This is a genomic window from Sphingomonas mali NBRC 15500 (genome assembly GCF_001598415.1).
Taxonomy (GTDB): domain Bacteria; phylum Pseudomonadota; class Alphaproteobacteria; order Sphingomonadales; family Sphingomonadaceae; genus Sphingomonas; species Sphingomonas mali.
Map to the genome: position 1 here is coordinate 88,028 of NZ_BCYX01000015.1, position 26,824 is coordinate 114,851.

The 26,824-nt window shown below is 65.7% G+C and carries 22 protein-coding genes; 13 read left to right on the forward strand and 9 right to left on the reverse strand.

Annotation, left to right across the window (positions count from 1 at the left end):
- The first annotated feature begins 169 nt into the window (after positions 1-169).
- The 3 genes from SMA01S_RS12800 to SMA01S_RS12810 all read left to right on the forward strand — a co-directional run bounded on the left by SMA01S_RS12800 (position 170) and on the right by SMA01S_RS12810 (position 2,680).
- On the forward strand, positions 170-604 hold the full coding sequence (locus SMA01S_RS12800; protein ID WP_066822500.1) for a YciI family protein: 435 nt from the start codon (positions 170-172) through the stop codon (positions 602-604).
- A gap of 102 nt (positions 605-706) precedes the next feature.
- Positions 707-1,354: a glutathione S-transferase family protein gene (locus SMA01S_RS12805; RefSeq protein WP_066822503.1), complete on the forward strand. Its 648-nt coding sequence runs from the start codon at positions 707-709 to the stop codon at positions 1,352-1,354.
- A gap of 42 nt (positions 1,355-1,396) precedes the next feature.
- Positions 1,397-2,680 (forward strand): RNA polymerase sigma factor, encoded by a 1,284-nt coding sequence (locus SMA01S_RS12810; RefSeq protein WP_066822506.1) that lies wholly within the window; start codon positions 1,397-1,399, stop codon positions 2,678-2,680.
- Positions 2,681-2,701: 21 nt separating this feature from the next.
- Here SMA01S_RS12810 and SMA01S_RS12815 read toward each other — a convergent pair whose 3' ends face one another.
- Entirely contained in the window at positions 2,702-3,721 is a 1,020-nt protein-coding gene (locus SMA01S_RS12815; RefSeq protein WP_066822509.1) for a serine hydrolase domain-containing protein, read from the reverse strand.
- Entirely contained in the window at positions 3,718-5,289 is a 1,572-nt protein-coding gene (locus SMA01S_RS12820) for an MFS transporter (protein ID WP_245649266.1), read from the reverse strand. The genes SMA01S_RS12815 and SMA01S_RS12820 overlap by 4 nt, the downstream gene beginning before the upstream one ends.
- 257 nt (positions 5,290-5,546) lie before the next feature.
- On the opposite strand from SMA01S_RS12820, the gene SMA01S_RS12825 reads away from it, so the two are divergent.
- Positions 5,547-8,651 carry a TonB-dependent receptor domain-containing protein gene (locus SMA01S_RS12825; protein ID WP_084250279.1) on the forward strand — a complete coding sequence of 1,035 codons (3,105 nt, stop codon included), beginning with the start codon at positions 5,547-5,549 and terminating at the stop codon, positions 8,649-8,651.
- Between the two features lie 99 nt (positions 8,652-8,750).
- Here SMA01S_RS12825 and SMA01S_RS12830 read toward each other — a convergent pair whose 3' ends face one another.
- On the reverse strand, positions 8,751-9,098 hold the full coding sequence (locus SMA01S_RS12830) for a hypothetical protein (protein ID WP_157093927.1): 348 nt from the start codon (positions 9,096-9,098) through the stop codon (positions 8,751-8,753).
- Here SMA01S_RS12830 and SMA01S_RS12835 point away from each other — a divergent pair.
- From SMA01S_RS12835 to SMA01S_RS12850, 4 genes are all read left to right on the forward strand, one after another.
- Positions 9,088-9,552 carry a hypothetical protein gene (locus SMA01S_RS12835; protein WP_157093928.1) on the forward strand — a complete coding sequence of 155 codons (465 nt, stop codon included), beginning with the start codon at positions 9,088-9,090 and terminating at the stop codon, positions 9,550-9,552. The genes SMA01S_RS12830 and SMA01S_RS12835 overlap by 11 nt on opposite strands.
- Positions 9,553-9,628: 76 nt before the next feature.
- On the forward strand, positions 9,629-10,075 hold the full coding sequence (locus SMA01S_RS12840) for a TadE/TadG family type IV pilus assembly protein (protein WP_084250280.1): 447 nt from the start codon (positions 9,629-9,631) through the stop codon (positions 10,073-10,075).
- Positions 10,076-10,085: 10 nt separating this feature from the next.
- Positions 10,086-11,714, forward strand: a complete 1,629-nt coding sequence (locus SMA01S_RS12845; RefSeq protein WP_066822521.1) for a TadG family pilus assembly protein — start codon at positions 10,086-10,088, stop codon at positions 11,712-11,714.
- 19 nt (positions 11,715-11,733) lie between these two features.
- Positions 11,734-12,144 carry a hypothetical protein gene (locus SMA01S_RS12850; RefSeq protein ID WP_066822524.1) on the forward strand — a complete coding sequence of 137 codons (411 nt, stop codon included), beginning with the start codon at positions 11,734-11,736 and terminating at the stop codon, positions 12,142-12,144.
- 43 nt (positions 12,145-12,187) lie between these two features.
- On the opposite strand, the gene SMA01S_RS12855 is transcribed toward SMA01S_RS12850, so the two are convergent.
- The 3 genes from SMA01S_RS12855 to SMA01S_RS12865 all read right to left on the reverse strand — a co-directional run bounded on the left by SMA01S_RS12855 (position 12,188) and on the right by SMA01S_RS12865 (position 16,245).
- Entirely contained in the window at positions 12,188-13,048 is an 861-nt protein-coding gene (locus tag SMA01S_RS12855) for a PAS domain-containing protein (RefSeq protein ID WP_066822527.1), read from the reverse strand.
- 243 nt (positions 13,049-13,291) lie between these two features.
- Entirely contained in the window at positions 13,292-15,343 is a 2,052-nt protein-coding gene (locus SMA01S_RS12860; protein WP_084250281.1) for a M13 family metallopeptidase, read from the reverse strand.
- Positions 15,344-15,393: 50 nt separating this feature from the next.
- Entirely contained in the window at positions 15,394-16,245 is an 852-nt protein-coding gene (locus SMA01S_RS12865) for a type 1 glutamine amidotransferase domain-containing protein (protein WP_066822530.1), read from the reverse strand.
- Between the two features lie 716 nt (positions 16,246-16,961).
- Between SMA01S_RS12865 and SMA01S_RS12870 the strand changes: the two genes are divergently transcribed.
- The 4 genes from SMA01S_RS12870 to SMA01S_RS12885 are packed head-to-tail and all read left to right on the forward strand — an operon-like array spanning position 16,962 to position 20,659.
- On the forward strand, positions 16,962-17,660 hold the full coding sequence (locus tag SMA01S_RS12870) for an SGNH/GDSL hydrolase family protein (protein WP_245649267.1): 699 nt from the start codon (positions 16,962-16,964) through the stop codon (positions 17,658-17,660).
- Complete coding sequence (locus SMA01S_RS12875; RefSeq protein WP_066822536.1) at positions 17,657-18,898, forward strand: GDSL-type esterase/lipase family protein; 1,242 nt, start codon at positions 17,657-17,659, stop codon at positions 18,896-18,898. The genes SMA01S_RS12870 and SMA01S_RS12875 overlap by 4 nt, the downstream gene beginning before the upstream one ends.
- Positions 18,899-18,902: 4 nt before the next feature.
- Positions 18,903-20,309, forward strand: a complete 1,407-nt coding sequence (locus tag SMA01S_RS12880) for an MBOAT family O-acyltransferase (protein WP_066822544.1) — start codon at positions 18,903-18,905, stop codon at positions 20,307-20,309.
- An 11-nt stretch (positions 20,310-20,320) separates the two neighbouring features.
- Positions 20,321-20,659, forward strand: a complete 339-nt coding sequence (locus SMA01S_RS12885) for a hypothetical protein (protein ID WP_066822547.1) — start codon at positions 20,321-20,323, stop codon at positions 20,657-20,659.
- On the opposite strand, the gene SMA01S_RS12890 is transcribed toward SMA01S_RS12885, so the two are convergent.
- Positions 20,649-21,623, reverse strand: a complete 975-nt coding sequence (locus tag SMA01S_RS12890; RefSeq protein ID WP_066822551.1) for an FAD binding domain-containing protein — start codon at positions 21,621-21,623, stop codon at positions 20,649-20,651. The genes SMA01S_RS12885 and SMA01S_RS12890 overlap by 11 nt on opposite strands.
- Positions 21,620-22,135: a 2Fe-2S iron-sulfur cluster-binding protein gene (locus SMA01S_RS12895; protein WP_084250282.1), complete on the reverse strand. Its 516-nt coding sequence runs from the start codon at positions 22,133-22,135 to the stop codon at positions 21,620-21,622. The genes SMA01S_RS12890 and SMA01S_RS12895 overlap by 4 nt, the downstream gene beginning before the upstream one ends.
- Before the next feature lie 110 nt (positions 22,136-22,245).
- On the opposite strand from SMA01S_RS12895, the gene SMA01S_RS12900 reads away from it, so the two are divergent.
- Positions 22,246-25,008: a TonB-dependent receptor gene (locus SMA01S_RS12900; protein WP_066822554.1), complete on the forward strand. Its 2,763-nt coding sequence runs from the start codon at positions 22,246-22,248 to the stop codon at positions 25,006-25,008.
- A gap of 142 nt (positions 25,009-25,150) precedes the next feature.
- Here the strand turns inward: SMA01S_RS12900 and SMA01S_RS12905 are convergent, their stop codons facing one another.
- Complete coding sequence (locus SMA01S_RS12905; protein WP_066822557.1) at positions 25,151-26,680, reverse strand: ABC transporter permease/substrate-binding protein; 1,530 nt, start codon at positions 26,678-26,680, stop codon at positions 25,151-25,153.
- Positions 26,681-26,824 lie beyond the last annotated feature (144 nt).

The window sequence follows — 26,824 nt, forward strand, 5'->3', positions numbered from 1 at the left end:
GCCGCCAGCGCGGGTTGCTGCGCAGGTAGGATGCGATTGATCCGGCGGCTTGACCAACCCCCGCGCACCGTCGCCGAAAAAATTTGCGCACCCATGTCGATTTCCGACAAACTCGTTCGTCGTCCCGATGAGACGCCAATTGGGGCCGGCTCGAGCAAGGAGACAGACGATGCGTGTTATGGTGTTGGTGAAGGCCACCGAGGAAAGCGAAGCGGGCATGGCGCCCACGCCGGAGATGCTGGAAGCGTTCGCGGCGATGGACCGGTTCACCGAGGAATTGGTCGAAGCTGGCGTGTTCATCGCCGCTGCCGGGCTCAAGCCCAGTTCCGAGTCCAAGCGCATCGCTTTCGAGGGCGCCAGCCGCACGGTCATCGATGGGCCCTTCGCCGAGGCGCGCGAGCTCGTCGCCGGCTTCTCGATCTGGGAAGTCCGGGACATGGATGAGGCCATCGCCTGGGCCAAGCGCTGCCCCAATTGCATGCCGGGCCGCAGCGAGATCGAGATCCGCCCGTTCTTCGAGGCGGCGGACCTGGCCGACTATGTGACCCCCCAGGAACTCGCGAACCCCCGCGGCGGCGAGCGCGGCAAGCTTGGCGTCGCCTGATCCCGTCGGCTGGGGCGGCAAGGCCTCTCCAGCCGGCTTCACCTTTATTGGCGCGCCGATAGTCATTGCTTCGACGCGCCTGGCCAACATCGGAGTTGGACGATGACCATCACCATCACCGCGTTCGAACGGTCGCCCGACGGCGGCAAAGGGCTGGCACGCGACACGCGCGTTCGCTGGGCGCTCGAAGAAGCGGGACTGCCGTACGAGGTTCGCCTCGTTTCCTTTACCGGGATGAAGGAACCGGCGCACCTGGCCGTCCATCCGTTCGGCCAGATACCCACCTATGAGGAAGGCGATCTCGCCTTGTTCGAGACGGGCGCGATCGTCTTCCACATCGCGGAACGACATCCGGCCCTGTTGCCGACGGAGCCCGATGCCCGGGCGCGTGCGATCACCTGGATGTTCGCCGCGCTCAGCAGCGTCGAGCCACCGGTCCTCGACCTCCAGACGGCCAAATTCGCGGAAGGCGACAAGTCCTGGGCGCAGGAACGGATGCCACTGGTCTTCGACCGTATCCGCGCTCGGCTAAGCCAGCTTGCCGATCGTCTGGGCGACGCCGAGTGGCTCGATGGCAAGTTCAGCGCGGGCGACCTGCTGATGGTGTCGGTCCTGCTCCGGCTGAGAATGTCGGGTATTCTCGACGAGTTTCCGACCCTGGCCGCCTATGTCGCGCGCGGCGAGGCGCGGCCCGCCTATCAACGGGCATTCGCCGCGCAATTGGCGGTCAACGCGCCGGCGACCAGCTAGGGCCGCTTGCGTCGCCGCTGTCCGTGACGGACAAGCGGCGGCGTGACGGCAAGCGAGACGGACAGCAACGGCGAAACCCATCGGGCGATCGAGGCGACCTTTCGCATCGAACGCGCCAGGCTCATCGCCGGCCTGGCGCGGATGGTGCGTGATATCGACCGTGCCGAGGAGCTGGCGCAGGAAGCACTGATCGTCGCGTTGTCCGACTGGCCGCGGACCGGCGTCCCGGCCAATCCAGGCGCCTGGCTGATGGCCGTCGCCAAGCGACGCGCGATCGACGCCATCCGGCACGACCGGATGCGCGACCGCAAGCACGAGGAGATCGCCCGGACGCTCGACAAGGAAGCCGGGGACGCGACCGCGGCGATCGACGCCGCGCTGGACGACGATCTCGGCGACGAACTGCTCGGGCTAATCTTCACCGCCTGTCATCCGATGCTGTCGCCCGATGCCCGCGCGGCGCTCACCCTGCGCGTGGTCGGCGGGCTCACGACCGACGAGATCGCTCGCGCCTTCCTGTCCAGCGAAGCGACGATCGCGCAGCGTATCGTCCGCGCGAAGAAGGCGATCGCCCAGGCCGGTCTGGCCTTCGAGGTGCCGCGCGGCGGCGAGCGGGCGGCGCGTTTGCCCGCGGTGCTCGAGGTCATCTACCTTATCTTCAACGAGGGCTATGCGGCGACGGCGGGCGACGATCTGGTCCGGCCGGCGTTGACGCAGGAAGCACAGCGGCTCGGGCGCATCCTGGCGGGGCTGATGCCCGACGAGCCGGAAGCGCTCGGTCTGCTGGCGCTGATGGAGATCCAGGCATCGCGGCTGGGCGCGCGGACCGGGCCGGACGGCGCCTTCGTGCCCCTCACCGAGCAGGATCGCTCGCGCTGGGATCAGTTGCTGATCCTCCGCGGGCTCGATGCGCTGGCCCGCGCCGATGCGCTCGGCGGCCAGGGGCCTTATGTGTTGCAAGCCGCGCTCGCCGCTTGCCACGCCCGAGCGCGCCGTGCCACCGATACCGACTGGGCTCGGATTGCCGCGCTTTACGATCGGCTGCGCACCGTGACGCCCTCGCCGGTGGTCGATCTCAACCGCGCGATCGCGCACAGCATGGCGTTCGGGCCGGACGCGGGTCTCAGGCTGATCGACGAAATTCCCGGTGCCGACGCCTTGCGCCATTACGCGCCATTCCCCGCGGCAAGAGGCGACTTCCTGTTCCGGGCAGGCCGGCTGGCCGAGGCGCGTACGGCATTCGAGGCCGCCGCCGCGCTTACCCGCAACGTGCGCGAGCGGGCGTTTCTCCTCGCGCGGGCGGATGCTTGCGGCGAGACAGGCTAAAGCCGGTTGGCTTGACCCACGTTAGGCGCGGCGCTGCGCATCACAAGCCGCGATCACCGCATCGCCGGTCGCGGGCCGGATCTCGAAGATGCTCTTCCCGGCCTCGCTATGCCGCGACGGATGGACGCGGTTGGTGAGCAAGGTCCAGGCGATCCCGCGATCGAAATCGACCCACAGGCCGGTGCCGGTGAAGCCGGTATGGCCGATCGTCTCGCCCGAGCAGGCCGCCCCGCCCGACCAGCCGTCGAAGCGCCGTTCCCAGCCGCACGTGCGATGTTCGTAGAAGGGCGTGCGGATCGCCTCGATCATTGCCGGCGACGCGCCGCTGCCGTCGAGCAGCCCCAGGGCGAAATCGAGCACCCCGGCAACGGTTCCGAACAGCCCGGCATGGCCGGTCTCTCCGCCCATCGCGAAACAATTCTCGTCATGCACTTCGCCCTTCAACACGCGCCCGCGCCATTGGCAGAGTTCGGTCGCGACGGCAGGCCCCGGCGGCGGGCCGTAGCTCAGGCCTTGGCCCAGCGGCCAGGCCGAGAGCGGCTGTCCGGTGATCCGCTCGATCGCGATCCCCAGCAGGATGAAGTTGATGTCCGAATAGACCGGCGGGCCGTGCCGCCATTCGCGTTGCAGCACGAACGCGCGCAGCCGCGCCGGGTCGCCGTCATAGGTGTAGATCGGCTCGACCGCGGGGAGGAAGCTGCGATGCGCCAGGCAGTCGCGGAAGGTCAGCTTACGCTCGGCGGCGTTAGCGACGTCGTACTGACGCAGATCTGGGATCGCGTCGGTCAGCGGCCGGTCGAGATCAAGCCTGCCTTGATCGGCCAGCCGCAGGATCATCGTCGTGGTCGCGATGACCTTCGACACCGAAGCGAGGTCGAACCAATGGTCGAGCGTCAACGCCTCCGGCTCCGGCAGCAATGCGGCCATCCCGGTATGCGTCACCCAGCGCCGCCCGTCGGCCGCGACCACGCCCAGGGTCGCGCCGGGAATCCCGCCCGCGGCGACCGCGGCGGCAGCCGGGGCGAAGGCCTGTTCGATCATGCTGCCACCGCCACTGTCGCGTTGGGGTCGTCATCGGGTCGGGGCTTTGCCCGGACGATGAACGGCAGCAGGACCAGCACCGCGACGCTCATCGTACCCGCCATGATGAAGAAGCCGTCATAGCCGATCGCTTTCTGGAACACCCCCGACAGCCCCGCAAGCAGTCTGGGGATCAGAAAGGCAAGCCCGGAAAACAGCGCGTATTGCGCCGCCGGATAGCGCGGATTGACCAGCAGCGAGAGGTAGACGACGAACACCGCGCCTTCGAACCCGTGGCCGAACTGGTCGACCGCCATGGCAAGATAGAGATCGAGGTCGCCGGTCGTCACCCCCAGGCCGAACAGCGAGAACAACACCGGCCCGCCCGGCGCCTGATGCGCGAGCCACGCGAATATCCAGTTGCTGAGCGCGGACATCACCCCGCCGATCACCAGCGACCAGCCCATCGAGACCCTGGCCGCCAATAGTCCGCCGAGTGTCACCCCGAGCAGGCCGGAGACGAGCGCGACGACACCATCGGCCGCGCTGATCTGCTTCAATCCATAGCCCAGGAAATTGAACATCGGGTGCGACAGCGTGTTCGCCATCACATCTCCGGTTCGATAGATCGAAATGAACAACAGGATCGGGATGACGACGAGGCCATATCGCCACGCCACGTCGACATAGGGCCCGACCGCCAGCGACCGGCGCAACGGCGCGTGCCAGGGCAGCTTGCGAAGCCACGGCACTGCCGCGCCGAGGACGAGGAACGGCAGCAGCCCGAGCCCGGCTACCCAATATTTCATGACGTCGGGGTTATCGATTCCGACCGAGCCGATCGCCGACAGCAGCACCCAACCGATCGCGGCGGTCGCAACGGTGATGCCGGCTATCGCCGAGGCACTGACCAGCAAACCGGTCAGCAAGGCGGCGATCCGGCCGTCGCCGCGACCGCTTTCCGACCGCATCGCCGCCAGTAGCGGAAAAGGCAGGAACGCCAGGACGCCGATGGCCAGATAGGCGAACGTCCAGTCGGACACCGCGGCGATATAGATCGCGCCGCCGCCGGCGACCACCATCGAGATGCGATAGCCCCATTGGTTGACCGCGACGAGCGGCCCCTGCTCTTCCGCGGTCGGCGCCAGTTCGACGCGCCATCCGTCGGCTGCGATCTCGAGCGTGCTGGTCCAGAAGGCGAGCAGCACCGCGAACAAGGCGGTCAGCGGCAGGCTCCTGTCCGACGCGGTGAAGGCCATGCCGACCGTCGACAGGAAGATGCCGAGCTGGGAAACCATGATCCAGCCGCGCCGCCGGCCCCAGAAGCGGCCGAACCCCGGCATGTCGTATTTGTCGAGCAACGGCGCCCAGGCGAATTTGAACGTCGGCAGCAGCGACACCCAGGCGAAATAACCGATCGTGACGATGTCGACATTGTGCCGCGCCAGACGCAGGAACAGCACGGTGTTGAACATGTAGAACGGCAATCCCGCCGAAAAGCCGAGCAACGCATATAGCGCCAGCCGCCCAAAGCCGGGACGCAGCACCGCGCGCTCCGCCGCACCGGGATCGATCGCTCCGACCGTCACGCGTGCAGCCCGAACGGGCGGATGTTCAGATGCTGCATCGGCAATCCTCTCTCGCGCACTGAGCCACGGTCCGATGTCCGCCGGGCCGGGTCAATGGAATCGGTGTTGCAACCGCGCAACGCTTTGCCCCTTCCACACACAAAAAGGGAACCGGTTTCACCGGCTGGCGCAAAAGAAAGGTGGTAAGACTTGTCCATTCTGATGCTTAATGTCGCCAATGAAGCGCCACGGGAAGGGCGCATCCAAGGGGGCCTATTATGACAGGATCGAACTCGCTTCGTCTCGTGCTGGCGTCGGGGACGGCGCTTGCCGCCTTCATGCTGCCGAGTGGGGCGCTCGCGCAATCGACCAATGCCGATCAGACCACTGCGCCCGCTTCGACGCCGACGGGAGCAGCGACGCCGGTCTCGGACGATCAGGGCGACCGAGCCGGCAAGAGCAACGAAATCATCATCACGGGCTCGCGCATCAAGCAGGATCCGAACCGCAGCGCGCTGCCGCTGCAGATCATCACGACCAAGGACCTCAGCCGCGAGGGTATCAGCAGCCCGGAACAGCTAATCTCGTTCCTCGCCGCCAACGGTAACGGCGCCGACAATCTCGCATCCAATTCAGACGTTGTCAGCGGTGCCGCGCGCGGCACCAACGGCCTGTCCGCCGCCAATTTGCGTGGCCAGGGCAGCGCGTCGACTCTGATCCTGCTCAACGGCCGCCGCGTCGCCGCGCACGGGTTGCAGGGGTCGGCGGTCGATGTGAACCAGATCCCGTTCGCCGCGATCGACCGGGTCGAAGTGCTTAAGGACGGCGCCTCGGCAATCTATGGCACCGACGCGATCGGCGGTGTGATCAACTTCATCACCAAGACCGATTTCACCGGCATCGACGTCCAGGGCTTCACCGACATCACCGAACAGGGCGACAGCCCGATCTATCGCCTGTCGGCGACGGTCGGCTGGGGCAAGCTCGACGAGCAGGGCTTCAACGTGATGGGCGCGGTCAGCAAGAGCTGGAACAGCATCTTGCGCGGATCAGATCGCGACTTCGTCAACGGCAACCAGCCCAATCGCGGCCTGTCGATCGACACGCGGGGCACGCCTTTCGCCACCGCTTTCCCGATCAACCCGACGGCGACCGGGGTAGGCATCACGCAGGGCGGAACGCTGCTCGGCGGTACTACCCAGTGTAGCACGACGGTGGCAGGCGTCTGTACGGTTCCCAACCCCAATTATCTCGGCAACGCTCCCGGATTTACCATTCCGGGAACGACCGTTGCGGCGACGGGGGGCGTCAATCCGCTGCGCCTGCCCGGAGGCGCCGGCTGCGACTCTGTCGATGGCGGGATGAACTACGACTCGGTCTTGTGGGCAAGCCCTAGCTCGGCGCTCGCCTGTTCGTGGGACACCGGCCGCGCAGCGACCTTGCAACAGCCCCTTCAGACGCTGACCTATTATGGCCGGGCGACGGGGAAGCTTGGTGGACATCAGATCTATCTCGAAGTCACCGGCTCGGACGCCACCTCGCATAAGATCTTCTCGAACAATCAATACAGCGCCAACAACACGACGATGCCGATCGCCTATCCGCTCAACGCGTTGACGGCACCGACCTATAACGCGGTCTATAACAGCATCGTTTCGGTGCTACCCGGCGTGGCAGTCAATTATGGCAAGCCGATCACTTTCCGCTGGCGGTGTACCGATTGCGGTCCGCGCGAATATGTCACCAATACCAAGACGTTCCGCGCCGCGCTCGGCATCGACGGTCCGATCGCGCCGGGCTGGGATTATCGCGCCGGCGCGTCCTACGCATCGAGCCGGGCAACGTCGATCCTCGGCAGCGGCTACAGCTATCGCGGCGTCTATGCTAGTTCCGCGGCGGTCGCCTATGCCAAGACCCATGGCGATCCCAACGCGGTATTGGGCGGGCCCGACCCCCGCGCGCCGACCGCGCCGGGTGCCAGCGCCCCTGGCATCGTCGGGCTGTTCAACAGTGGCATCCTCAATCCCTTTTCGCTGCAGCAGACGCCGCAGGCTCTCGCCGCGCTCGACGCGGTGTCGGCCAAGGGAGTCAAGCTCTATGGCGGCAAATATGAAGTGCGTCAGTTCGACGCCTCGATCTCGGGCGAGTTGTTCAGTTTACCAGGGGGCATGGTGAAGATCGCGGCCGGTGTCGATTACCGGCGCGAAAGCTACAGCTTCAACGGATCGTCAGCAGCCGACGTCTCGGCGCCCGACATCTTCAACGTCGCCTTCGACAACGTCAACGCGCTGAGCAAGGTCAACCGCGACGTCAAGGCGGCCTATGGCGAAGTCTTGATCCCGGTGTTCAAGTTCCTGGAACTCTCGGCCGCGGGACGCGTCGACGATTACACCGGCTTCGGCTCGACCTTCAATCCGAAGTTCACCGCCAAGCTGACGCCGGCCGAATGGCTGATGTTCCGCGGATCGTACAATACCGGCTTCCGCGTGCCCAGCTTCAACCAGATCTTCAACGGCGTTACGCAATCGCCCAACCCGGGCAATACGCTGGTCGATCCGACGCTCTGCCCGCAGGGAAATACGGCGGGGCCGCAGCCGGCATGTGCTCCGATCACGCCCGATTCGCTCAGCGGCGGCAATTTGAACCTCGGGCCGGAGACGTCGAAAGAATACAGCTTCGGCGTCGTTTTGCAGCCGACACGGCGCTTCAGCTTCTCGGCCGATTATTGGTCGATCGCAGTGGATAATGTCATCGGCACGATCACCATCCCACAATTGCTCGCCAATATCGGTGCGTTCGGCGACCGCGTCGAGCGGACCAACGGCATCATCACCCTGGTCGATCTGCGCACTGGCAATTTCGGGTCGCGCCGGACGCGCGGTATCGACTTCTCGGCGCGGGGCAGCGTCGATGCGCTGGGCGGCGCGATCTCGGCCGGGTTCGACGGCACGCTGCTGCTTGAGAAGAAGGAGAAGCTGTTGCCCAATCTGAAGTACACCGATCTGCTCGGTGTGTTCAGCCTGTCGGGCGATCTTGGTCTCAAGTGGAAGCACAACGCCTATATCAGCTACACCAACAACGGGTTCGGCCTGACATTCTCGCAAATCTATCGCGACGGCTATCAGAACCAGCAGTTGCCCGGCAGCGCCGGGCGACCCGACTTCAATCCGCGGGTGAAGGCCTATATCATCTACAATGCGTCGGTGTCGCAGAGCTTCAGCAACCATCTGACGCTGACGGCGGGGGTCCGCAACGTCTTCAACACCGACCCGCCGTTCGCGATCACCTACGATTCGAACACCGGTTCGGGCAGTTCGTGGGAACCGCGCGTCGCCGACCCGCGCGGCCGCTCGTTCACGATGACTGCAGAGGTCAAGTTCTAGACCTGCCGACCACGACGAAACCAAGGGGGCGCCCGGCAACGGGCGCCCCTTTTCTATCAGCCTAGCATGCTGAATCGGCGACTGAATCGTCAACGACTGTCACGCGATAACACCGAGTCGGAGGGAAAAACTGCGCAAATTGCGCACTTTGCCCTCGGCCCACGTCAACGGTCGCGCAATGTGGGTGCGCGCAAACCCCTGGCCCATCAGCGAAAAGGTTTGCATGCGACCCACGGCGACATTCTCACCCGGCCCTTCCAGTCCCTGGCCAGCGCTCGCGCCGGTCGGATTGTTCGTTGTCGTCGCCGCCGTTCTGATCGTCAGACGCGCGCCGCCGCCGGCGATGTGGCTGGCGCCGATCTGCTTCAGTGCCTTCGCCGCGCTGATCCTGTTGTGGCGGTCCGGAACGCCCGTATTCGTCCAATCGAGCCTATCGATGCTCGTCATCACCGAGCTCATGATGGTCGGTGTGCGCAGCGACGCGCTGGGGATGCGCCAGGTCGAAGGCAAAGTGTCCACCGCGATCGCCTCCTCCGGCGCAGAGGGGAGCGATCCGAATGCGACCACGCTCGCGCCGGCATCGCGGGTGTCCATCGCGACGACCTCTACCGACGCTGCACGCGAAGCAGACGACCTGTCGCGCAGGATTCAACGGGATTTGCCCGAGCACCTGCGCAACAGCGAAATACGAGGCGACTTGAAGGTCGATCGGCTCCGCTCGGATACCAGGTTGGCGCTGTCATGGTCGGTCGGACCGGCCGGTAGTGCGACCTGGTGCGGATCGACCAGCGTGTTCGCCGCCGACGCCCAAGCCGGAGTCGCACTGCTCGCCGCGGAAGTGGCAAAGCGGCTGTCGCCACCGCCAGGTGCGCGCGCCGGGTGCGGCAGCCGGCGTACGTAAAACTGCGTAAGTTGAGCAATCGCATCGCGTCGGGCCCTAGCGGTTTCGGCAATGCCCCACGCCTAACCATGTGGCCATGACGAGCCCTACCGCCTCCCTGTCTCGCTACCGCAGCGGTTATCGGCGACTTGTTCGCGACGAACGCGGCGCGGCCCTGGTAGAGATGGCGATGGTCCTGCCCGTGCTGATGCTGCTGATCTTGGGAATCATCGTCTACGGCCAATGGCTTGCCTGTGCGAACGCCCTGCAGCAGAGCGCGAACGAAGGCGCGCGCGCCAGCCTGTCGGGCCTGTCGTTGGACGAGCGCGCGCTGACCGCGCGCCAGACCGTGGCGGACTCGCTGTCGCATTATGACAGTATCGACCAGCGCAAGGTGGTGGTCGGCATCCAGGACGACGGCACCACAGTCAACGTCACGGTCAATTACGACATGTCGGATCAGCCGGTGATGAAGCTGCCCTTCGTGCCCATCCCCGACAAGATCCTCTCGCGCAGCGCCGCCGTGCGGCTGAGCAATTTTTAGGGAGGTCCGAATGCGCGTCAGACCTTCCCTGTTCGCCTCGACCAGCGGCAACGTCACGATCCTGTTCGGCGGCGGCCTGCTCGCGTTCCTCGGGGTCGCCTCGCTCGCGGTCGACGCAACCAATCTCTATCTGGCCAAGCGCCATGCTCAGGGGATCGCCGATGCGGCCGCGTTGGCCGCGGCGGCCAATATCAACGACGCGAGCAACGCCGCGACTGCGGCGCGCAACGCCAATTCGATGCCAGGACTGTCGATCGTCGGCGTCGAGCCTGGCCAATATGTCGACGATCCGACAATCGCGGCGAGCACGCGCTTCACCGTGGGCGCCGATGGCGCCAACGCCGCACGCGTCCGTGTCCATGCCGACGTGCCGCTCTATTTCGCCCGGATCTTCGGCAAGCCAACCGTGCCGGTCGAAGCGGTCGGCACCGCCGCCCGGATCGACCTGGCCGCCTTCTCGATCGGATCACGGCTGGCCGGAGTCAGCGGCGGCCTGCCCAACGCATTGCTGTCGCAGCTCGCCGGCACCGACCTGCAACTCAGTGCGATGGATTATCAGGCGCTTGCCGGCGCACAGATCGACATCCTCAAATTCAGCGAGGCGCTACGCTCGCAACTCAACGTACAGGCAGCGACGTTCGGCGACCTGTTGAACATGCAGGCGACCTTGCCCCAGATTTCGCGCGCAATGGCCGCGTCGGTCACCGACGCCCAGGCATCGTCGGTGCTGAGTGCGATCGCCAACCGGTTGCCGCGAAGCTCGACCAAATTGTCCTCGCTGATCGACCTTGGTCCGCTTGCAGAGAATACCCAGTCCGACCCGTCGCGACCGATCACCGTCGACGCTTACTCCTTGCTGCGCGGCACGCTCGAGCTGGGCGGGCAGCATCAGATCAGTACCGATCTCGGCGCGACCATACCGGGACTCACCTCGACCAAGCTGTGGATCGCGATCGGTGAGCGGCCGGCAAATTCGCCCTGGCTGCGGGTCACCGCGGCACACGACCTTGAGGTACGCACGGCGCAGACGAGGGTCTATCTGGACACCCAGGTCGCGCCGCAACTCGGCCTCGCCTCGCTCAGGGTTCCGATCTATGTCGAACTGGCCGCCGCCAGCGCGAAATTGAAGGAAGTGTCCTGCTCCGGGGGGGCGAACAAGGCGACCGTCAAGCTGACCGTGACGCCTTCGTTAGGCGAAGCCGCGATCGCCGATGTCGACCCGGCCGCGCTGGGCAATTTCCAGGCCGCGCCCACGCTCAATCGCGTGACGATGCTGCGCACGCCGCTCGCCAGCGTGTCCGGCTTCGCCGACGTCAAGCTGGGCGGCGCCGATCCACAGGATGTGTTCTTTTCGGCGAGCGACATCGCCAACCACACGGTGAAGCAGGTCAGCACCACAGACCTGCTTCAAGGAGTGGCGTCTTCGCTGATTTCGCGGATCGACCTCAATGTAAACGTCCTGGGGCTAGGGCTGGGCGTGGGCACGCTGACGGCATTGGTCGGCCAGGTGCTCAATCTGGCCGCCGCGCCGCTCGATGGCGTGTTCGGCCAGGTCACGTCGCTACTGGGTGTTCACGTCGGGCAAGCGGACGTGTGGGTGAATGGCGTGCGATGCGGCACGCCGGTGTTGGTCGGCTAGCGACCGGGGTGGGGAGAAAATGAGTAGATCGAATCTAGTCTTCCGGCGTGCCGATACCTGGCAGCCGCTCAGCTATCGGCTCGAATTGCCAGCCGAAATCCGCGAATTCCGGTCGTGCCGCCTCGACATAATGCTGCTCGAGCTGTCAGTCGCCGGCTGCGGGCTATGGGCCGGATTCAAGATCCGGGTCGAGCGGCCGATCACCCTGTTCGTCGAGGGTTTCGCACCGATCAAGGCGAGTACTGCTTGGAGCGACAGCGGTTTCGCCGAATTGATGTTCGACCAGCACCTGCACCTCAGTGTCGTTCAGCACATGGCCCGGGAATCGGCAGCCTGTTCCCGTCGCGCTACGCCGTTCGGCATGCCGGGCGCCGCGCATGCCGAGTTCGCCACGCTGTCGCAGGAATTGGGAAAACCGCCGCTGACCTGAGCGAGATGCGGCGGGGACCGGTTCGGTGCCGCTCGACCCAAAGCTATTTGCGCGTCACCACCATCACTGCGCCTTCGCTTCCATAGACGCCGCGCAAGTCCTTGATCGCCCCGACCGCCGGGACGGTGGTGCCGTCGTTGCGCAGGAATTCGGTCTCGAACCGCTGGGTGCCGCCGTGGCTCAGCACGTTTTCGATCACTTCCCGCAGCATCACGCGCTGCCCAACCGGCACGAGGTCGACGACGGAGACATTGGACAGCCGCTCGCGGGGAAGCTGGAGCAGGTCGCTCATCGCGGTATCGACCTCCTCGATCCGCCCACGCACGTTGAACCAGATATAGCCGATTCCGCCATGCGCCAGGATCGCTTCGATCAGCGCTTTCTTCGTGTCGGCCAGCCGATAGGCCTTCACATCGTCGGTAATATCGCGCGCGAGCATCACGACGCCCTGGTGCGTCCGGAACGTCTCCATCCGATGCCAGGTGTCCGTTCCGAACAGCCCCGGCAGTTCGAACGAACAAGGCTCACCCGTGCGCTCGGTCCGATTGCAATAGCTCTCGAACATGGTTTCCTTGAGCGCCGGGAAGGCATCGAACAAACCGCGCCCGGGAAGCGCCCCTTCCGCCTTGCGCGCCATCGCGTGCGCGGTGCGGTTGGCCATGATGATATTCCGCCCTTCGTCGACGACGACGAGCAATAATGGCAGCCAGTCGGCGAGTTCCTGGTTGGAAAAGAGCGAGTCATGATCGTCGCTCTTGGTGGCGATAAATTCGTGATAATTGGCGATTGGGAGCAGAGCGTGGGTTTCACGCCCGTGATGCGTGACGAATACTGTCCTTCCGGCTTGGCTTAGATGGCCGAATTGGCGTGCAAATTCCGACGCTCTGACAAAAATACCCTGCACTCCGCCTCCCCACTTGGCTGGCGCACTACATCCTTAGCAGTAAACTACACCAAATTGACTTGGATGTATAACGCAATCGTTCAAAGTTCATTACTTTCTTGGCAATTCGGCCCGAAATGGGCGCGATATATACCTTCGATATATATGAGTAAATTTGTTGATGTTGCTTACATACTATGGCAACATCGAGAGGAGTCGCTGCGGCTGAGCAAGTGCGGCGAGAGGCGGAGCGCTGTCGGGCCGTTACCAGATCGCCGCTCGATCGGCCGGCGCCAGATACAAGGCATCTCCGGCGCCGACGCCGAACGCGCGCACCCATGCCTCCAGGTTCCGGGCGGTCCATACCCGCTGCGCGGCGGGCGCATGCGGGTTGGTCAGCAGCCGCCGCCTGAGGTCGGCGTCGCGATATTTGAGCCGCCAGATCTGCGCCCAACCCAGAAAGAAACGCTGGTCGCCAGTCAGGCCGTCGATCACTGGCGGCTCTCGTCCCCCAAGCGAGGCGCGGTATGCGTCATATGCGATCGTCAGCCCGCCGAGATCGGCGATATTCTCGCCGAGCGTCAGCGCGCCGTTGACGTGCAGGCCGGGCAACGGCTCGTAATGGTCGAATTGCGCGCTCAGCACCGCGGTGCGCTTCGCGAACGCGGCGCGATCGGCCGCCGACCACCACGACGCCAGCCACCCCTGTTCGTCATATTTGGCACCCTGATCGTCGAACTGGTGCGTCATCTCGTGCGCGATCGACGCGCCGATGCCGCCATAATTGACCGCCGGATCGACCGTCGGATCGAAGAAGGGCGGCTGCAGGATCGCGGCGGGAAAGGTGATCGCGACCTTGGTGTAATTGGCGAAAGCGTCGACCGTCATCGGGGTCGCGCTCCATTCCCAGCGATAGACCGGCCGCCCGATCTTGGTCGCTTCCCAATCGTGACGAAACTCGGCGGCGCGCACGGCGTTGCCGAACGCGTCGCCGGCACGCATCGTCAGGCCGACATAATCGTGCCAGCGGTCGGGATAGCCGATCTGGGCATGGAACGCGGCCAGCTTGCGGTGGGCGCGCACTTTCGTCTCCGGCGTCATCCAGTCGAGCGCGTCGATCCGGCGGTTAAAGGCCGCGACCAAGTTGCGCACCATCGTCTCGGCAGCGGTGCGCGTCGCCGGCGTGAAATGGTGCGCGACATAGACTTTGCTGACCTCGTCAGGCACCGCGTCGAGCACAAAGGCGATCGCACGGCGCCAGCGCGGCTCGGGCGTGTCGACGCCATCGATGGCATGGCCATAGAAAGCGAAATCGGCGGCGCGCAGGTCTGCCGGCAGTATCTCGGCATAACGATGCAGCGTGCGGACGATCAGCATCGCGCGCAGTGTCGCGACGGGGGCCGAATCGACCAGGCGCAATGTTTGGGCAACGGCATTGGGCTGGCGCACGATGACACGCGTCGTGCGATAGCCCAGCGCCCGCACCAGCGTGGCGACGCGATAGCGGGAGCGGCCGGCATCGAGCGAGGACACAGCGACGGGATTGTAGGTGCGGGCCGCGTCTCGGCTGTCGGCGGCCGACCATTGCGTCGCGGCGACCGCGGTCTCGAGTCCGATCACTGACTCCGCCGCATTGTGCGGTGTCGCGACGCCAGCGATCCGCAACATCCTGACCAAGTAATCGCGATACGCCGTGCGCGCCTGCCGCATCGCCGGGGCGTCGGAGGTATAATAATCGCGATCGGGCATGCCGAGCACGCCTTGCGACACAGTGAGCGCATAATGGCCGGGATCGCGGTCGTCGGGTTCAACCGCGAACGCGATCGGCAGGTCGACCCCCCGCCGGCTGGCCTGCGCCGCCGCCGCCCAATAGTCCTCCGGGGAAGCGATCGCGCGCAGCGTCGCCAGCCACCCCGCTATCGGCGCCATCCCCAGCCGGTCGACACGATCCTGATCGAGGAAAGCACGATAGGCGGTACCGGCGCGGCTGGTGCGGTCGCGTGCCAACTCGTCCAGAATGTCATGGACCTGCGTCCGGCTGAGATCGTCGAGCTGGCCGATCGTACCGACACTCGACCGGTCGGCTGGGATCGCGGTACGGCGTTCCCAGGCGCCATTGGCGTAGCGGAAGAAGTCGGCCCCCGGCGCGACGCTGCGGTCCATGCCGCTGACGTCGAATCCCGAGCCAACGGCCGGGCTGCCCGCGCTGCCCTGACCGGGGATCGCGATCGCCGCCACGATCGCCAGGGCAAGCGCACAATCACGGGCAAAACCGGCCAGCCGTCCGATCGCAGGTCGTTGAATTGATTGGCGCATCTTGTAGCGGCTCCTCCAGGCCCCGCCTAGCAGCGCGCGACGCGCGCGGGCTAGCCCAACAATTCCGCGAAGCGCACAGCAAAGGTGCGCGCATCGCCCGGCCAGCGCGCGGAGACATAATTGCCATCCTGCACTACCCAGGCCGGGCGTGCATCGTCGATACTATCGCGCGCCAGGCCGCTCGTCTTGCGCCGGAAATCGGGCGCATCACGCGGCACATCCCTATAGTCCTCCGGCACCGCCAACGCGCGCGTCACCTCGGCCTCGACCGACATAAAGCCCTCCGGCTGGCCCGGTTCCTCGACATAGGTGCGGTAATAATCGCGATCCCACCAGCGACCGACATGCGCGAGCGTGCTGGCGGCGCGTTCCTGTGCCCAGGTCAGCGACGCAGTACGGCGGCCGTACAATATTGATTTGCCGTCGTCGCGGCGGCTGCGTGCGGCGAGCAATACGCCGTGGCAGATCGCGCCGACCGGCTTGTCGGCATCGAAGAACGCCACCACCAGCCGCTGCAGCACCGCGCTTTCGAGATAATCGCGCATGCCCCGCGCGCGATGCCCGCCCGGCAGCAACAACCCATCGAAATCGTCGGCCAGGGCTTGATCCCAACGCAGCGGTGCGCGGAAATTCGGATCGCGCTCGAGCTCGGCATACGCACGTCTCGCATCGCGATTGGCGCGCAGCAACAACCCGATCAGGCGGAGGCGGCGCAACCCCGGCAGCCGACTCCAGGGATCGAGCCCGATACCGTCGAGCATGATCGGGTCGGCCGCAGCCGGCGCACCGTCCGGTGTCGCGAAGCGCACCTCATGCCCCCGACCAGTCAGCACGCGCCAGCTCACCGCTGCTTCCGACGGATCGAAGTCGCGATGCGGCAGCGGCATGATGACCCGGGCCATCGGCGACTCTCCTCCAATCGGTCGGTGACCGTGCCGCAGCGACTCGCGCAAGGCAATCGACACTGGTGGCGGCGACTCGCGCCCCGAATCGACTAAAAACCGTTCGCGCGCCCTATCCTGCTCATTTCGTCGCGAACGGATCACGGGTCACCGCTGATTTGGCTCGACTCGTCGCGTGAATTGTCGCGAGACAAAGTGTCACCGCCGAAACGATCCGGATTTTAGTCGCGAGAATCGCCTCTACCTCGGAAGAACAGCGGAAAACGGCGAGGGGTAGTAACTAGATCGAATACTGACGGGCGATTCTTGCCAAATTACCGCAGATATATTGCGCCTTATACGCGGATAGGGCTTTTAGCCTGATCCAATTGTCATCACCTATTGGTGGTTGCCAAATATAGCCTGTCGTATTTATAAGTAATTATCGCACAATATCAATAAAATACTGTTGCCCGCCAAAGCACTTTGGCCTATTTGAAGGCCGAACTCGAACTAACGGGTCCACCATGCCATTGCCATTCATACTAATGGATCGTTCTGCGGTCCTCCTCCTCGGCGTGTGCGCCGGGTCCGCCATAGGTCTCGGCTTCGCCGGACACGCCGGTTCTGGCACGTCCGCAGTAAAAGCTCCCGTCTGTGCAATTCCGGCCAAGACGAGCGTCGCACCGTCCGAAGTCGCCGCCGCGCGCCTATGCGCGTCAGCCCCGCAGAAGCAATTGATCTCCACTTTGCGCCAGGGCCGTGCGGTACGGGTCGCGGTGTTCGGCGATTCGTACGGCGATGGGGTCTGGTCGGGGCTGCAGCGGCAATTGCCGCGCGCGAGCTTCGATGTCGTCAAATACAGCCAGCCGGCTACCGGCTTCACCCGCTACAAGCGGCTCAACATCGAGGCGCACACCGCCGAGCAGATCGGGTCCGAACCGATCGACATCGCGGTGGTCTCGTTCGGCGCCAACGACGTACAGGGCATCATCACCGACGAGGGCAAATACGGCCCGATGCTCGGCGACCGCTGGAAAGCGCAGATCGCGACCCGGATCGAGCGGTTCGTCGGCCTGCTCCGCCGCCACCATGCGATGGTCTATTGGGTCGGCCTGCCCCGCATGCGCGAGGCGCAGACCGACAGCGACATGGGCGCGATCAATGATTTCTACGCCAGCGAAATGGCCAAGCTCGAGGTCCCGTTCATCGACACCCGCCCGCTCGCCTCGGACAAGAACGGCCAATATGCCGCCTATCTGCCCGATCCCAAAACCGGCGAGCGTACCCTGATCCGCGAAGGCGATGGCATCCACATGTCGATGACCGGCTATCTGTGGATCACCAAGGGGCTGGCATCGCGGATCCGCGACTATGTCGATGCTACCCGCGCGATCGACACGGCTCCCGCTTCGGCGGCCGAGGTCGCGCGGTGAGACCGTTCGCCATACCCCTCGCCATTGTCCTTGCCCTGCTGCCTGGCGCAGCCATTGCCGACAGTTGCTGGCGCGAGACATGCAATCTCGCGACGCTCAGGCCGGTCTTCGCGCGGCTCGACGCGGCGCGCGCGCGGACCCCGGGCGCGCGCCCGGTGCATATCATCCAGATCGGCGACAGCCATACCGCGGGCGATGTGCTGACCGGCGCATGGCGCGACCTGCTCCAGGCGCGCTACGGCAATGGCGGGCGCGGGGTGCTCGCCGCCGGGCGGCCATGGGACGGCTATATCACCCATGGAGTGACCGCGACGATGTCGCCCGGCTGGCGGACCGCCGCGAGCTTCGGCAAGGGGTCGGACTATGCGACGGTGCCGCTCGGCCTGTCGAGCTATTCGCTGACCTCGCTCCAGCCCGGCGCGACGATCGGCCTGACCAGCGACAGCCCCGCAATGGATTTCGACCGCTTCGTGCTGTGCGCCATGGCTGGCCCCAATGATGCGACGCTGACCGTGCGGCTCGGCGGAGCCGACCAGCGCATCACGCTCGACGCCACCGTCCCGACCCCGCGCTGCACGACGATCCGCAGCGCTACGCCGCAATCGTCGGTCACCGTGACCGCCGGTGATCGTCCCACCACAATCACCTCCTGGGCGACGTTCCACGACCAGGGCGGCGTGGTGCTGTCCAATCTCGGCGTGGTCGGCGCGCAGTTGCGGCATTTCGGCCGCACCGACGATGCCGTGATCGCCGAGGAATTGCGCGCTTATACGCCCGATCTGATTGTGCTGGCCTTCGGCACCAACGAAGGGTTCTCGCCGCACTTCGATCCGCGCGACTACGAGACGGTTTTGCGCGGTCAAATCGATCGGTTGCGCACGCTCGCGCCCGGCGTCCCATTGCTGATGCTCGGCGCACCCGATGCGCTGACCCGTAATCAGGCGCTCAAGGCCAATGCCGACGGCGCGCTGCTCGGCTGTCCCGATGCGGTAACGCCCCCTTTGATCGCGCCGCCGGCGCTCGGGCGGGTTCGCGGCATCCAGCGCGACGTCGCGCGCAATCTCGGCATCGCCTTCTGGGATTGGCAAACGGCGATGGGCGGCCCGTGCGCCGCACGCGCGTGGACGAACGCGGTGCCTCCGATGATGCGCCCCGACCATGTCCATTTCCGCTGGCCCGGTGGTCAGGCGCTCGCCGCCCGGCTCCAGGCCGATCTCGACGCTGCGATGAGCGAGTGACGCGATGCTTTTCCCGACGCTGACCTTCGGCCTGTTCTTCCTGGTCGTCTTCCCCGCGGTCTGGGCCGCACGATCGAACGAATGGCGCAAATTGCTCCTGCTCGTCGCGAGCTGGGTATTCTACGGCGCGTGGGATTGGCGGTTCGTGCCGCTGCTGATCGGATCGGCGCTGATCAACTGGGGCGCCGCCGCGCTGATCGCGCGCAGCGACGATGCGCGCACCCGCAAGGCGCTGCTGATCGGCGGCGTCGCGGCCAATTTGCTGGTGCTCGGCTTCTTCAAATATTTCGACTTCTTCGCGCAACAGGCGGGCAGTCTATTGACCCTGTTCGGGATCAATCAGGACGCGCCGCTGATGCAGGTGATCCTGCCGGTCGGCATCTCGTTCTTCACCTTCCAGGGGATCAGCTATATCGTCGACGTGCATCGCGGGCGCGTTCCCACGGCGCGGTTGCTCGACATATTGCTGCTGATGTCGTTCTTCCCGCACCTCGTCGCGGGCCCGATCGTCCGCGCCGCCGACCTCGTCCCGCAATTCCAGCAGACCCCGAAGCTCAATCGCGGCACGGTCTCGATGGGGCTGTTGCTGATCGTCTGGGGGCTGTTCAAGAAAGCGGTGATCGCGTCCGAACTGGCGACGCAGTTCGTCGATCCCGTTTTCTCGGCGCCTGCCGCCCACGGTTCGCTCGACCTGATCCTCGCGGCCTATGGCTATGCGGTCCAGATCTATTGCGATTTCTCGGCCTATTCGGACATGGCAATCGGCATCGCCGCCTTGCTCGGCTACCGCTTCCCGCGCAATTTCGACCGGCCCTATCGCTCGGCCTCGCTCCAGGAATTCTGGCGCCGCTGGCATATCAGCCTGTCGCGCTGGCTACGCGACTACCTCTATATCGAGGCGCTGGGTGGCAGCCGCGGCGGTAAGTTCAGACTCTACCGCAACCTCATGATCACGATGCTGCTCGGCGGGCTGTGGCACGGCGCGGCCTGGACGTTCGTCATCTGGGGCGGGTTGCACGGCACAGCGTTGGTGGTTGAGCGCGTCTGGGCGACCAGCCCGCGCACCCGCGGCATCGTCTTGCCGCATTGGGCGAAGGTCGTGCTGACCTTCCATGTCGTGACCCTGGGCTGGATCTTCTTCCGCGCCGCAAGCTTCGGCGACGCGCTTGCGTATCTCGGCGGGATCGTCGCGCCGGCGACGGGTGCGGTCACCGTCACGCCGCTGATCGTTCTGCTGATCGCATTCGGCCTCGCCATCCATGCGCTGCGCTGGGATTCGATGACGCGCCTCGCCGAGCGCCTCCGCGCGCTTCCCGCTCCCGCCTTCGCAGGCGCCTTGGTCGCGGCGATGCTGGTGGTCGACGCGATGCGTTTCGAAGGGATCGCGCCCTTCATCTACTTCCGCTTTTGAGGGAGCCGTCGATGTCCGACCTCTACGAATTTCCCACCGCCCTGCCCGACCAAGGCGATGACGGCCGCGCGACACTCAAATGGGCCGGCACGATCGTCGTACTGGCCACCTTGGGGCTGGCGCTGTTCAACCCGACCGCGATCAGCGGCTGGGTCGACGACCTGCCGCCGGGGCCGACCAATGTGCGGCTCGCCGCGATCGGCGAAGACTGGGCCGAGACCGCTGGCCGTATCGGCTTGGGCGCAGGCCACGCCCGGCTCCACGCCGTTTGGAAGACCGCCGAGCGCGCCGATTGGAAAGGCCGCCAGCCGGTCGAAATGGCCGCGACCGACCGGCCCGCTACGCCGTAAGGTCGCGCAGGCACGCGATCAGTGTGCGCCGCGCAAGCACGATCTTGAAGTCGTTATGGCCGTATCCGCGCGCGTCCCTCAGCAGCGCCTCGGCCGCCGCTTCGAACGCCTCGGTGCCGGCGGGTTTACCGACCAGGGTCGCCTCTGCTTCGGCGCAGCGCCACGGCATCGGCGCCAGCCCGCCGAAGGCCAGCCGCGCCGAGGTGACGACACCATCCTCGACCGCGACCGCCGCCGCGACCGATACCAGGGCAAAGGCATAGGAAGCGCGGTCGCGCACCTTGCGATAGAGTTGCCGCCCGGGCGGCGGTGGGGGCAGTTCGATGGCGGTGATCAGCTCACCGGGCTGGAGATTGGTTTCTATCTCGGGCGTATCGCCGGGCAAGCGGTAGAGATCGCCGAGCGCGATCCGCCGCTCACCGCCCTCGGGCAGCGCCGTCACCACAACCGCATCGAGCGCGCGCAACGCCACCGCCATGTCCGACGGGTGCGTCGCGATGCACGATGCCGATGCGCCGAGCACCGCATGGATGCGATTGAACCCACCGATCGCGTCGCATCCGCTGCCGGGCTCGCGCTTGTTGCAGGCGGCCGCAGTCTCGTAGAAATAATAGCAGCGCGTCCGCTGCAGCAGGTTGCCTGCGGTCGACGCCTTGTTGCGCAATTGCGCCGATGCGCCCGCCAGCAAGGCCCGGCTCAGCATCGGATATTGCGCGCGGATCAGCGGATGCGCGGCGAGATCGCTGTTGGGCACCAATGCGCCGATCCGTACGCCGCCGTCGGCGATCTGCTCGACGCCATCGAGCGCCAGCCGGCTGATATCGACCAGCCTGGCCGGCGTCTCGACCTGCAATTTCATCAGGTCGATCAGATTGGTCCCGCCGGCAATGTAGCGCCCGCCACCGGCGCCAGCCGTCAAGGCTTCCTCGACACTCGCGGCGCGCGCATAATCGAACGGCTTCATTCCGCCGCCTCCGCCAGGCGCTCGGCATCCGCCACCTCGCGGATCGCCGCGACGATCGTCGGATAGGCCGAACAACGACAGATGTTGCCGCTCATCCGCTCGCGTATCTCCATGTCGTCGAGCGCGACGTGATCGAGATCGTCGCTGACATGGCTCGCCCAGCCCTTCGCCACCTCGTCGAGCATCGCGGTTGCCGAGCAGATCTGCCCCGGCGTGCAATAGCCGCACTGAAAGCCGTCATGATGGAGGAACGCCGCCTGCAACGGGCTGAGACGATCCGGCGTGCCGAGCCCCTCGATCGTCACCACCTCGTCGCCTTCGTGCATCACCGCCAGGCTCAGACAGGCGTTGATCCGCCGCCCATCGACCAGCACGGTGCATGCACCGCATTGGCCGTGGTCGCATCCCTTCTTGGCGCCGGTCAGACCGAGATGTTCGCGCAACAGGTCGAGCAAGGTGGTGCGAACGTCCGCCTCCACCTCGCGCGCTTCGCCGTTGACGGTGATCCGCATCGCCTTCTCCCGGGATAAATTGCGCCGTCAGCAAGGCACCGAAACGGCACAATTCTGCGACAATTCAAATGTAGTGGCCTGTATTGCTCCCGACCAGTAGCGGAAATTAAATGCGTCGTTCGATCAGCCTTGTCCTGTTGCTTGCCGGCAGCGCGCCCGTCGCGCTCCACGCCCAGACCGCGCCTGCGCCCGCGCCGAGCCCGGCGCCTCCGCAGCCGAAGCCCGCATCCGCGCCGCAATCGGACGACGAGGGCGCGGACGAGAGCGACATCGTCGTCACCGGCTCGCGCGCTTTGCCCGGCGCGGTGGTCGGCGACATCCCGCCCGAACAGTCGCTCGGCCCGGCCGATGTGCGTTCGTACGGCGTCAACAGCGTCAGCGACCTGCTCAACGAACTCGCGCCCCAGATCCGCAGCGATCGCGGATCGGGCGGCGCGCCGGTCGTGCTACTCAATGGCCGCCGCATCTCGAGCTTCGCCGAAATCCGTGATTTGCCGACCGAGGCGATCGCGCGCGTCGACATCCTGCCCGAGGAAGTCGCGCTCAAATACGGTTATGCCGCCGACCAGAAGGTCGTGAACATCGTGCTGCGCGCACGCTTCAAGTCGATCACGACCGAGCTGGGCGACCAGGTCGCGACCGAGGGCGGCCGCAATACGCCGTCGGTGACGGGCGACATCGTCACGATCCGCCGCAACAACCGCTTCAGCTTGCACGCCGGCTATACCGACAGTTCGCCGCTGTACGAAAATGAGCGCGACATCCTGCCGCCGGTAAGCAAGCCCGCGGTACCAGGGACGATCGATCTCAATCCGGGCTTCGACCAGCGACCCTATCGCACGCTCTTATCGTCGAGCCGTAATTTCCAGACCAACCTCGTCTATGCGCGGCCACTGGGCAAAGTGAACGCGACGATCAACGGCACGTTTCAGTATACCGAATCGACCGGCGCGCAGGGCCTGCCGACGCTCGATTTGACCTTGCCCGCGGGCAATCCGTTCTCCACGTCCGCCGGCGATGTCGACATCGACCGTGTCGCGACTGGCTACGCCCCGCTCAAACAGCGCAATTCGGCGCTGACCTATCACCTCGGCACCGGCTTCAATGGCCAGTTCGGGACGCAATGGCGCTGGTCGCTGACCGCCAATTACGACCGCGTCGACAGTGAGAACTTCAACGAAACCGGGTTCGATGTCAGCGCGCTTCAGGCCCGGCTCGATGCCGGCGACCCGACGTTCAATCCGCTCGGACCGATCAACCCGCTCGATTATGCGGTGGCGCCGGCCAATCGCGGACAATCGACATCGAATAGCGGCGGGGTCGACGCATTGGTCAACGGAAAGCTGCTCAAGCTGCCGGCCGGCGACATCTCGACCGCGATCCGCGTCGGTGGCTCCTTGTCGAGCCTCGACAGCCAGTCGTATCGGCTCGGCCCACAAAACGCCCTGGTTAGCACCAGCGGATCGACCCGACGCAACGAAGCCTCGGGCCAGATCAATCTCGACGTGCCGATCGCGAGCAAGTCGAAGCACGTCCTGGCGTTCGTTGGCGACCTGTCGCTGAACGGCAATATCGCGGTCCACCAATTGTCGGACTTCGGCACGCTGACCACGCGCGGTTACGGTGCCAATTGGCAGCCGATCCAGGGCGTCCGCTTCATCGCCTCGGTGACCGATCAGGACGATGCGCCTTCTGCCGCGCAACTTGCCAATCCCACCGTCGTGACGCCCAATGTCCGCGTGTTCGACTATGTCAAAGGGGAGACGGTCAGCGTCACCAGCACGACCGGCGGCAATCCGTTCCTCAACGCCGACAGCAAGCATACGCTGAAGATCGGCCTGACCTTGAAGCCGTGGGAAAAGACCGACTTCACCCTGACCGCCAATTACGTGAAGTCGAGCGTGCGCAACGCAATCGCCGGCTTCCCCTCGGCGACGGCAGCGGTGGAGGCTGCCTTTCCCGACCGCTTCACGCGTGACGCCGATGGCGACCTGACCGCGATCGATACGCGGGCCGTCAATTTCGCGCGCACCGACCGGTCGGAATTGCGCTGGGGCTTCAACTTCTCGAAGCCGATCAAGTCGAAGCTGCAGAAGCAGATCGAGGCCTTTCGCGCCGGCACCGGACCCAATCCGTTCCAGGGCCTGCGCCTGCCCAATAATCGCCGTTTCGGCGACCGACCGCCAGGGACCGGCGGTCCGCCGCCGGGCAATGGCGGCACGCCCAATAGCACCGGTACGCCGCCGCCAGTGGACGGCAGCAGCCCCAATGCGGCGCCGCCCCAGGACGGCGCACCAGGTGGCGGCCGTCCGGGTGGTGGGCGCTTTGGCGGTGGCGGGTTCGGCGGTGGTGGTGGGCGTGGTGGACGCGGCGCGTTCGGCGGCGGCGGCGGCCGGCTGCAATTCGCGTTCTACCACACCTGGCATTTCACCGACCGGGTCGAGATTTCCCCGACGCTCCCGGTGATCGACCTGCTCAATGGCGGCACGATCGGGCAAGGCGGCCAGTCGCGCCACGAGCTCGAAGCACAAGCCGGCTATTCCAATAACGGCGTGGGCGTCCGTCTGTCGGCCGATTGGCAGAGCGGCACGCATGTGCTGGGCGGCACGCCGGGCAATCCCAACCCGCTCGATTTTTCGAGCCTTGGGACGATCAACCTGCGGTTGTTCGCCGACCTGACGCAGCAGCTCAAGTTCCTCAAGAAGAACCCCTGGGCAGCGGGGATGCGGGTGACGCTGGCGCTCAACAACGTCCTCGATTCGCGCCAGCGCGTCCGCGACGCCAATGGCAACACGCCGATCAGTTATCAGCCCGATTATATCGACGCGATGGGCCGGACGATCCGACTAAGCGTGAGGAAGGTGTTCTTCTAAGCCAAGCGGCCCCCGGAATAGCGGCCGCTATTCCGGGAGAGACGCCGGCCCGGCCGGCGGCGCCAACGGCGCCGTCCGACGCGGCTTTGCCGCGGCGAGAGGCCGACTACCACGCTCGCGCCACCAGCGCTCCCGCGCGACCCTACAACCCCACCTTCTTCTCCAGCCACCGCGCCGCCGCATCGGGACTGACCTTCCCGACATCGCGGTCGACCATGTAATTGGCCTCGCGCATCGCCTCGACCGGCACGCGGCCGATCAGCGGCTTCAACGCCGCGATCATCCGCGCATCGTGCGCGTGACGCGGGGCGATGGTCAGGATCGCATCGTAATTGGGGATAGCCCCCCTGGGATCGCTCAGCACGGTCAGCTTGTCCGCCGCGATCCGCCCGTCGGACGAGAAAGCCGAGATCACGTCCGCCTGCCCGCTTTCCAGCGCGCGATACATGAAGGTCGGGTTGTAGGCATGGGCCGACCCGAAACGGATCGGATAGGCGGCGCGCACCGCTTTCCATTCGGGGCGTTCGAGGAATTCGAGGTCGGCGCCGAACTTCAGATCGGGCGCCTTGGCGACCAGATCGTCGAGGCTGGCGATTCCCAGCGCCTTGGCGCGATCGCCGCGCATCGCGAAGGCATAGGCGTTTTCGAACCCCATCCGCCCGAGCAGATTGAGTCCCTGCTTCGCTTGCCAGTCGCGGATGGCCGCCAGCATCGCATCGCGCGGCGGCGTGTCGGTCCGCTTCATCTCGTTGGTCCAGATCGTGCCGGTATAATCGACCGCGACGTCGACATCGCTCGATGTCAGCGCGGCGAACATGACGCCCGATCCCAGCCCTTCCTTGTAGCGCACGCGATAGCCCGCCGCCTCGAGGCGATGGCCGATCATTCGCGCCAGGATATATTGCTCGGAAAACCCCTTGGCCCCGATCGTCACCGTTTCCTGCCGCACCGGCAGCGCCGGGAGCAAGGCGACGACGACGCCGAGCGCGAGCAGGCCGAACGCGATCCACGCGCCAAGCCGTTTGCGTCGCGCGATCCCGCGCTCGATCACGCCGAGCAGCGCATCGACCGCGAGCGCCAATCCCGCCGCCGCCGTGCATCCTGCCAGCACCAAAGCCCAATTCTGCGTCTGCAGCCCGGCGAAGATCATATCGCCCAGGCTCGGCTGACCGACCGTCGTCGACAGCGTCGCCGCGCCGATCGTCCACACCGCCGCGGTGCGGATTCCCGCCATCAGAACGGATGCGACCAGCGGCGTCTCGACCAGCCGCAATTTCTGCCACGCCGTCATGCCGACGCCATCGGCCGCCTCGATCACCGCGGGGTCGATCCCGGCGAGCCCGGTCACCCCGTTCCTGAGGATCGGCAGCAAGGCGTAGAGCGTCAGCGCCAGCAGCGAGGGAAGGAAGCCCAAAGCGGGAATCCCGCCGCCGACCAGGGTCGAGAGCGACAGCAGGATCGGATAGAAGAGCGCGAGCAGCGCGAGGCTGGGGATGGTCTGGACCAGGCTGGCGAAGCCGAGCACGATCCGCCCGACCGACGGCACCCGCGCCGACCACACAGCGAGCGGCAGGCTGAGGATGATGCCGAGCACCAAGGCGCTCATCGCCAACAACAAATGCTGCGCGAGCAGATCGGGGACGCGTGCGAGGGCGTCGAGGAAGTCTGTCATCTAAATTCCTCCCCGGAACGGGGAGGGGGACCGCTCGCGAAGCGAGTGGTGGAGGGGGCCTGCGACGCCTCCACCTCCTTACTTGCCGCTCGTGGGTCGCGGGCCCCCTCCACCAAGCCGCTACGCGTCTTGGTCCCCCTCCCC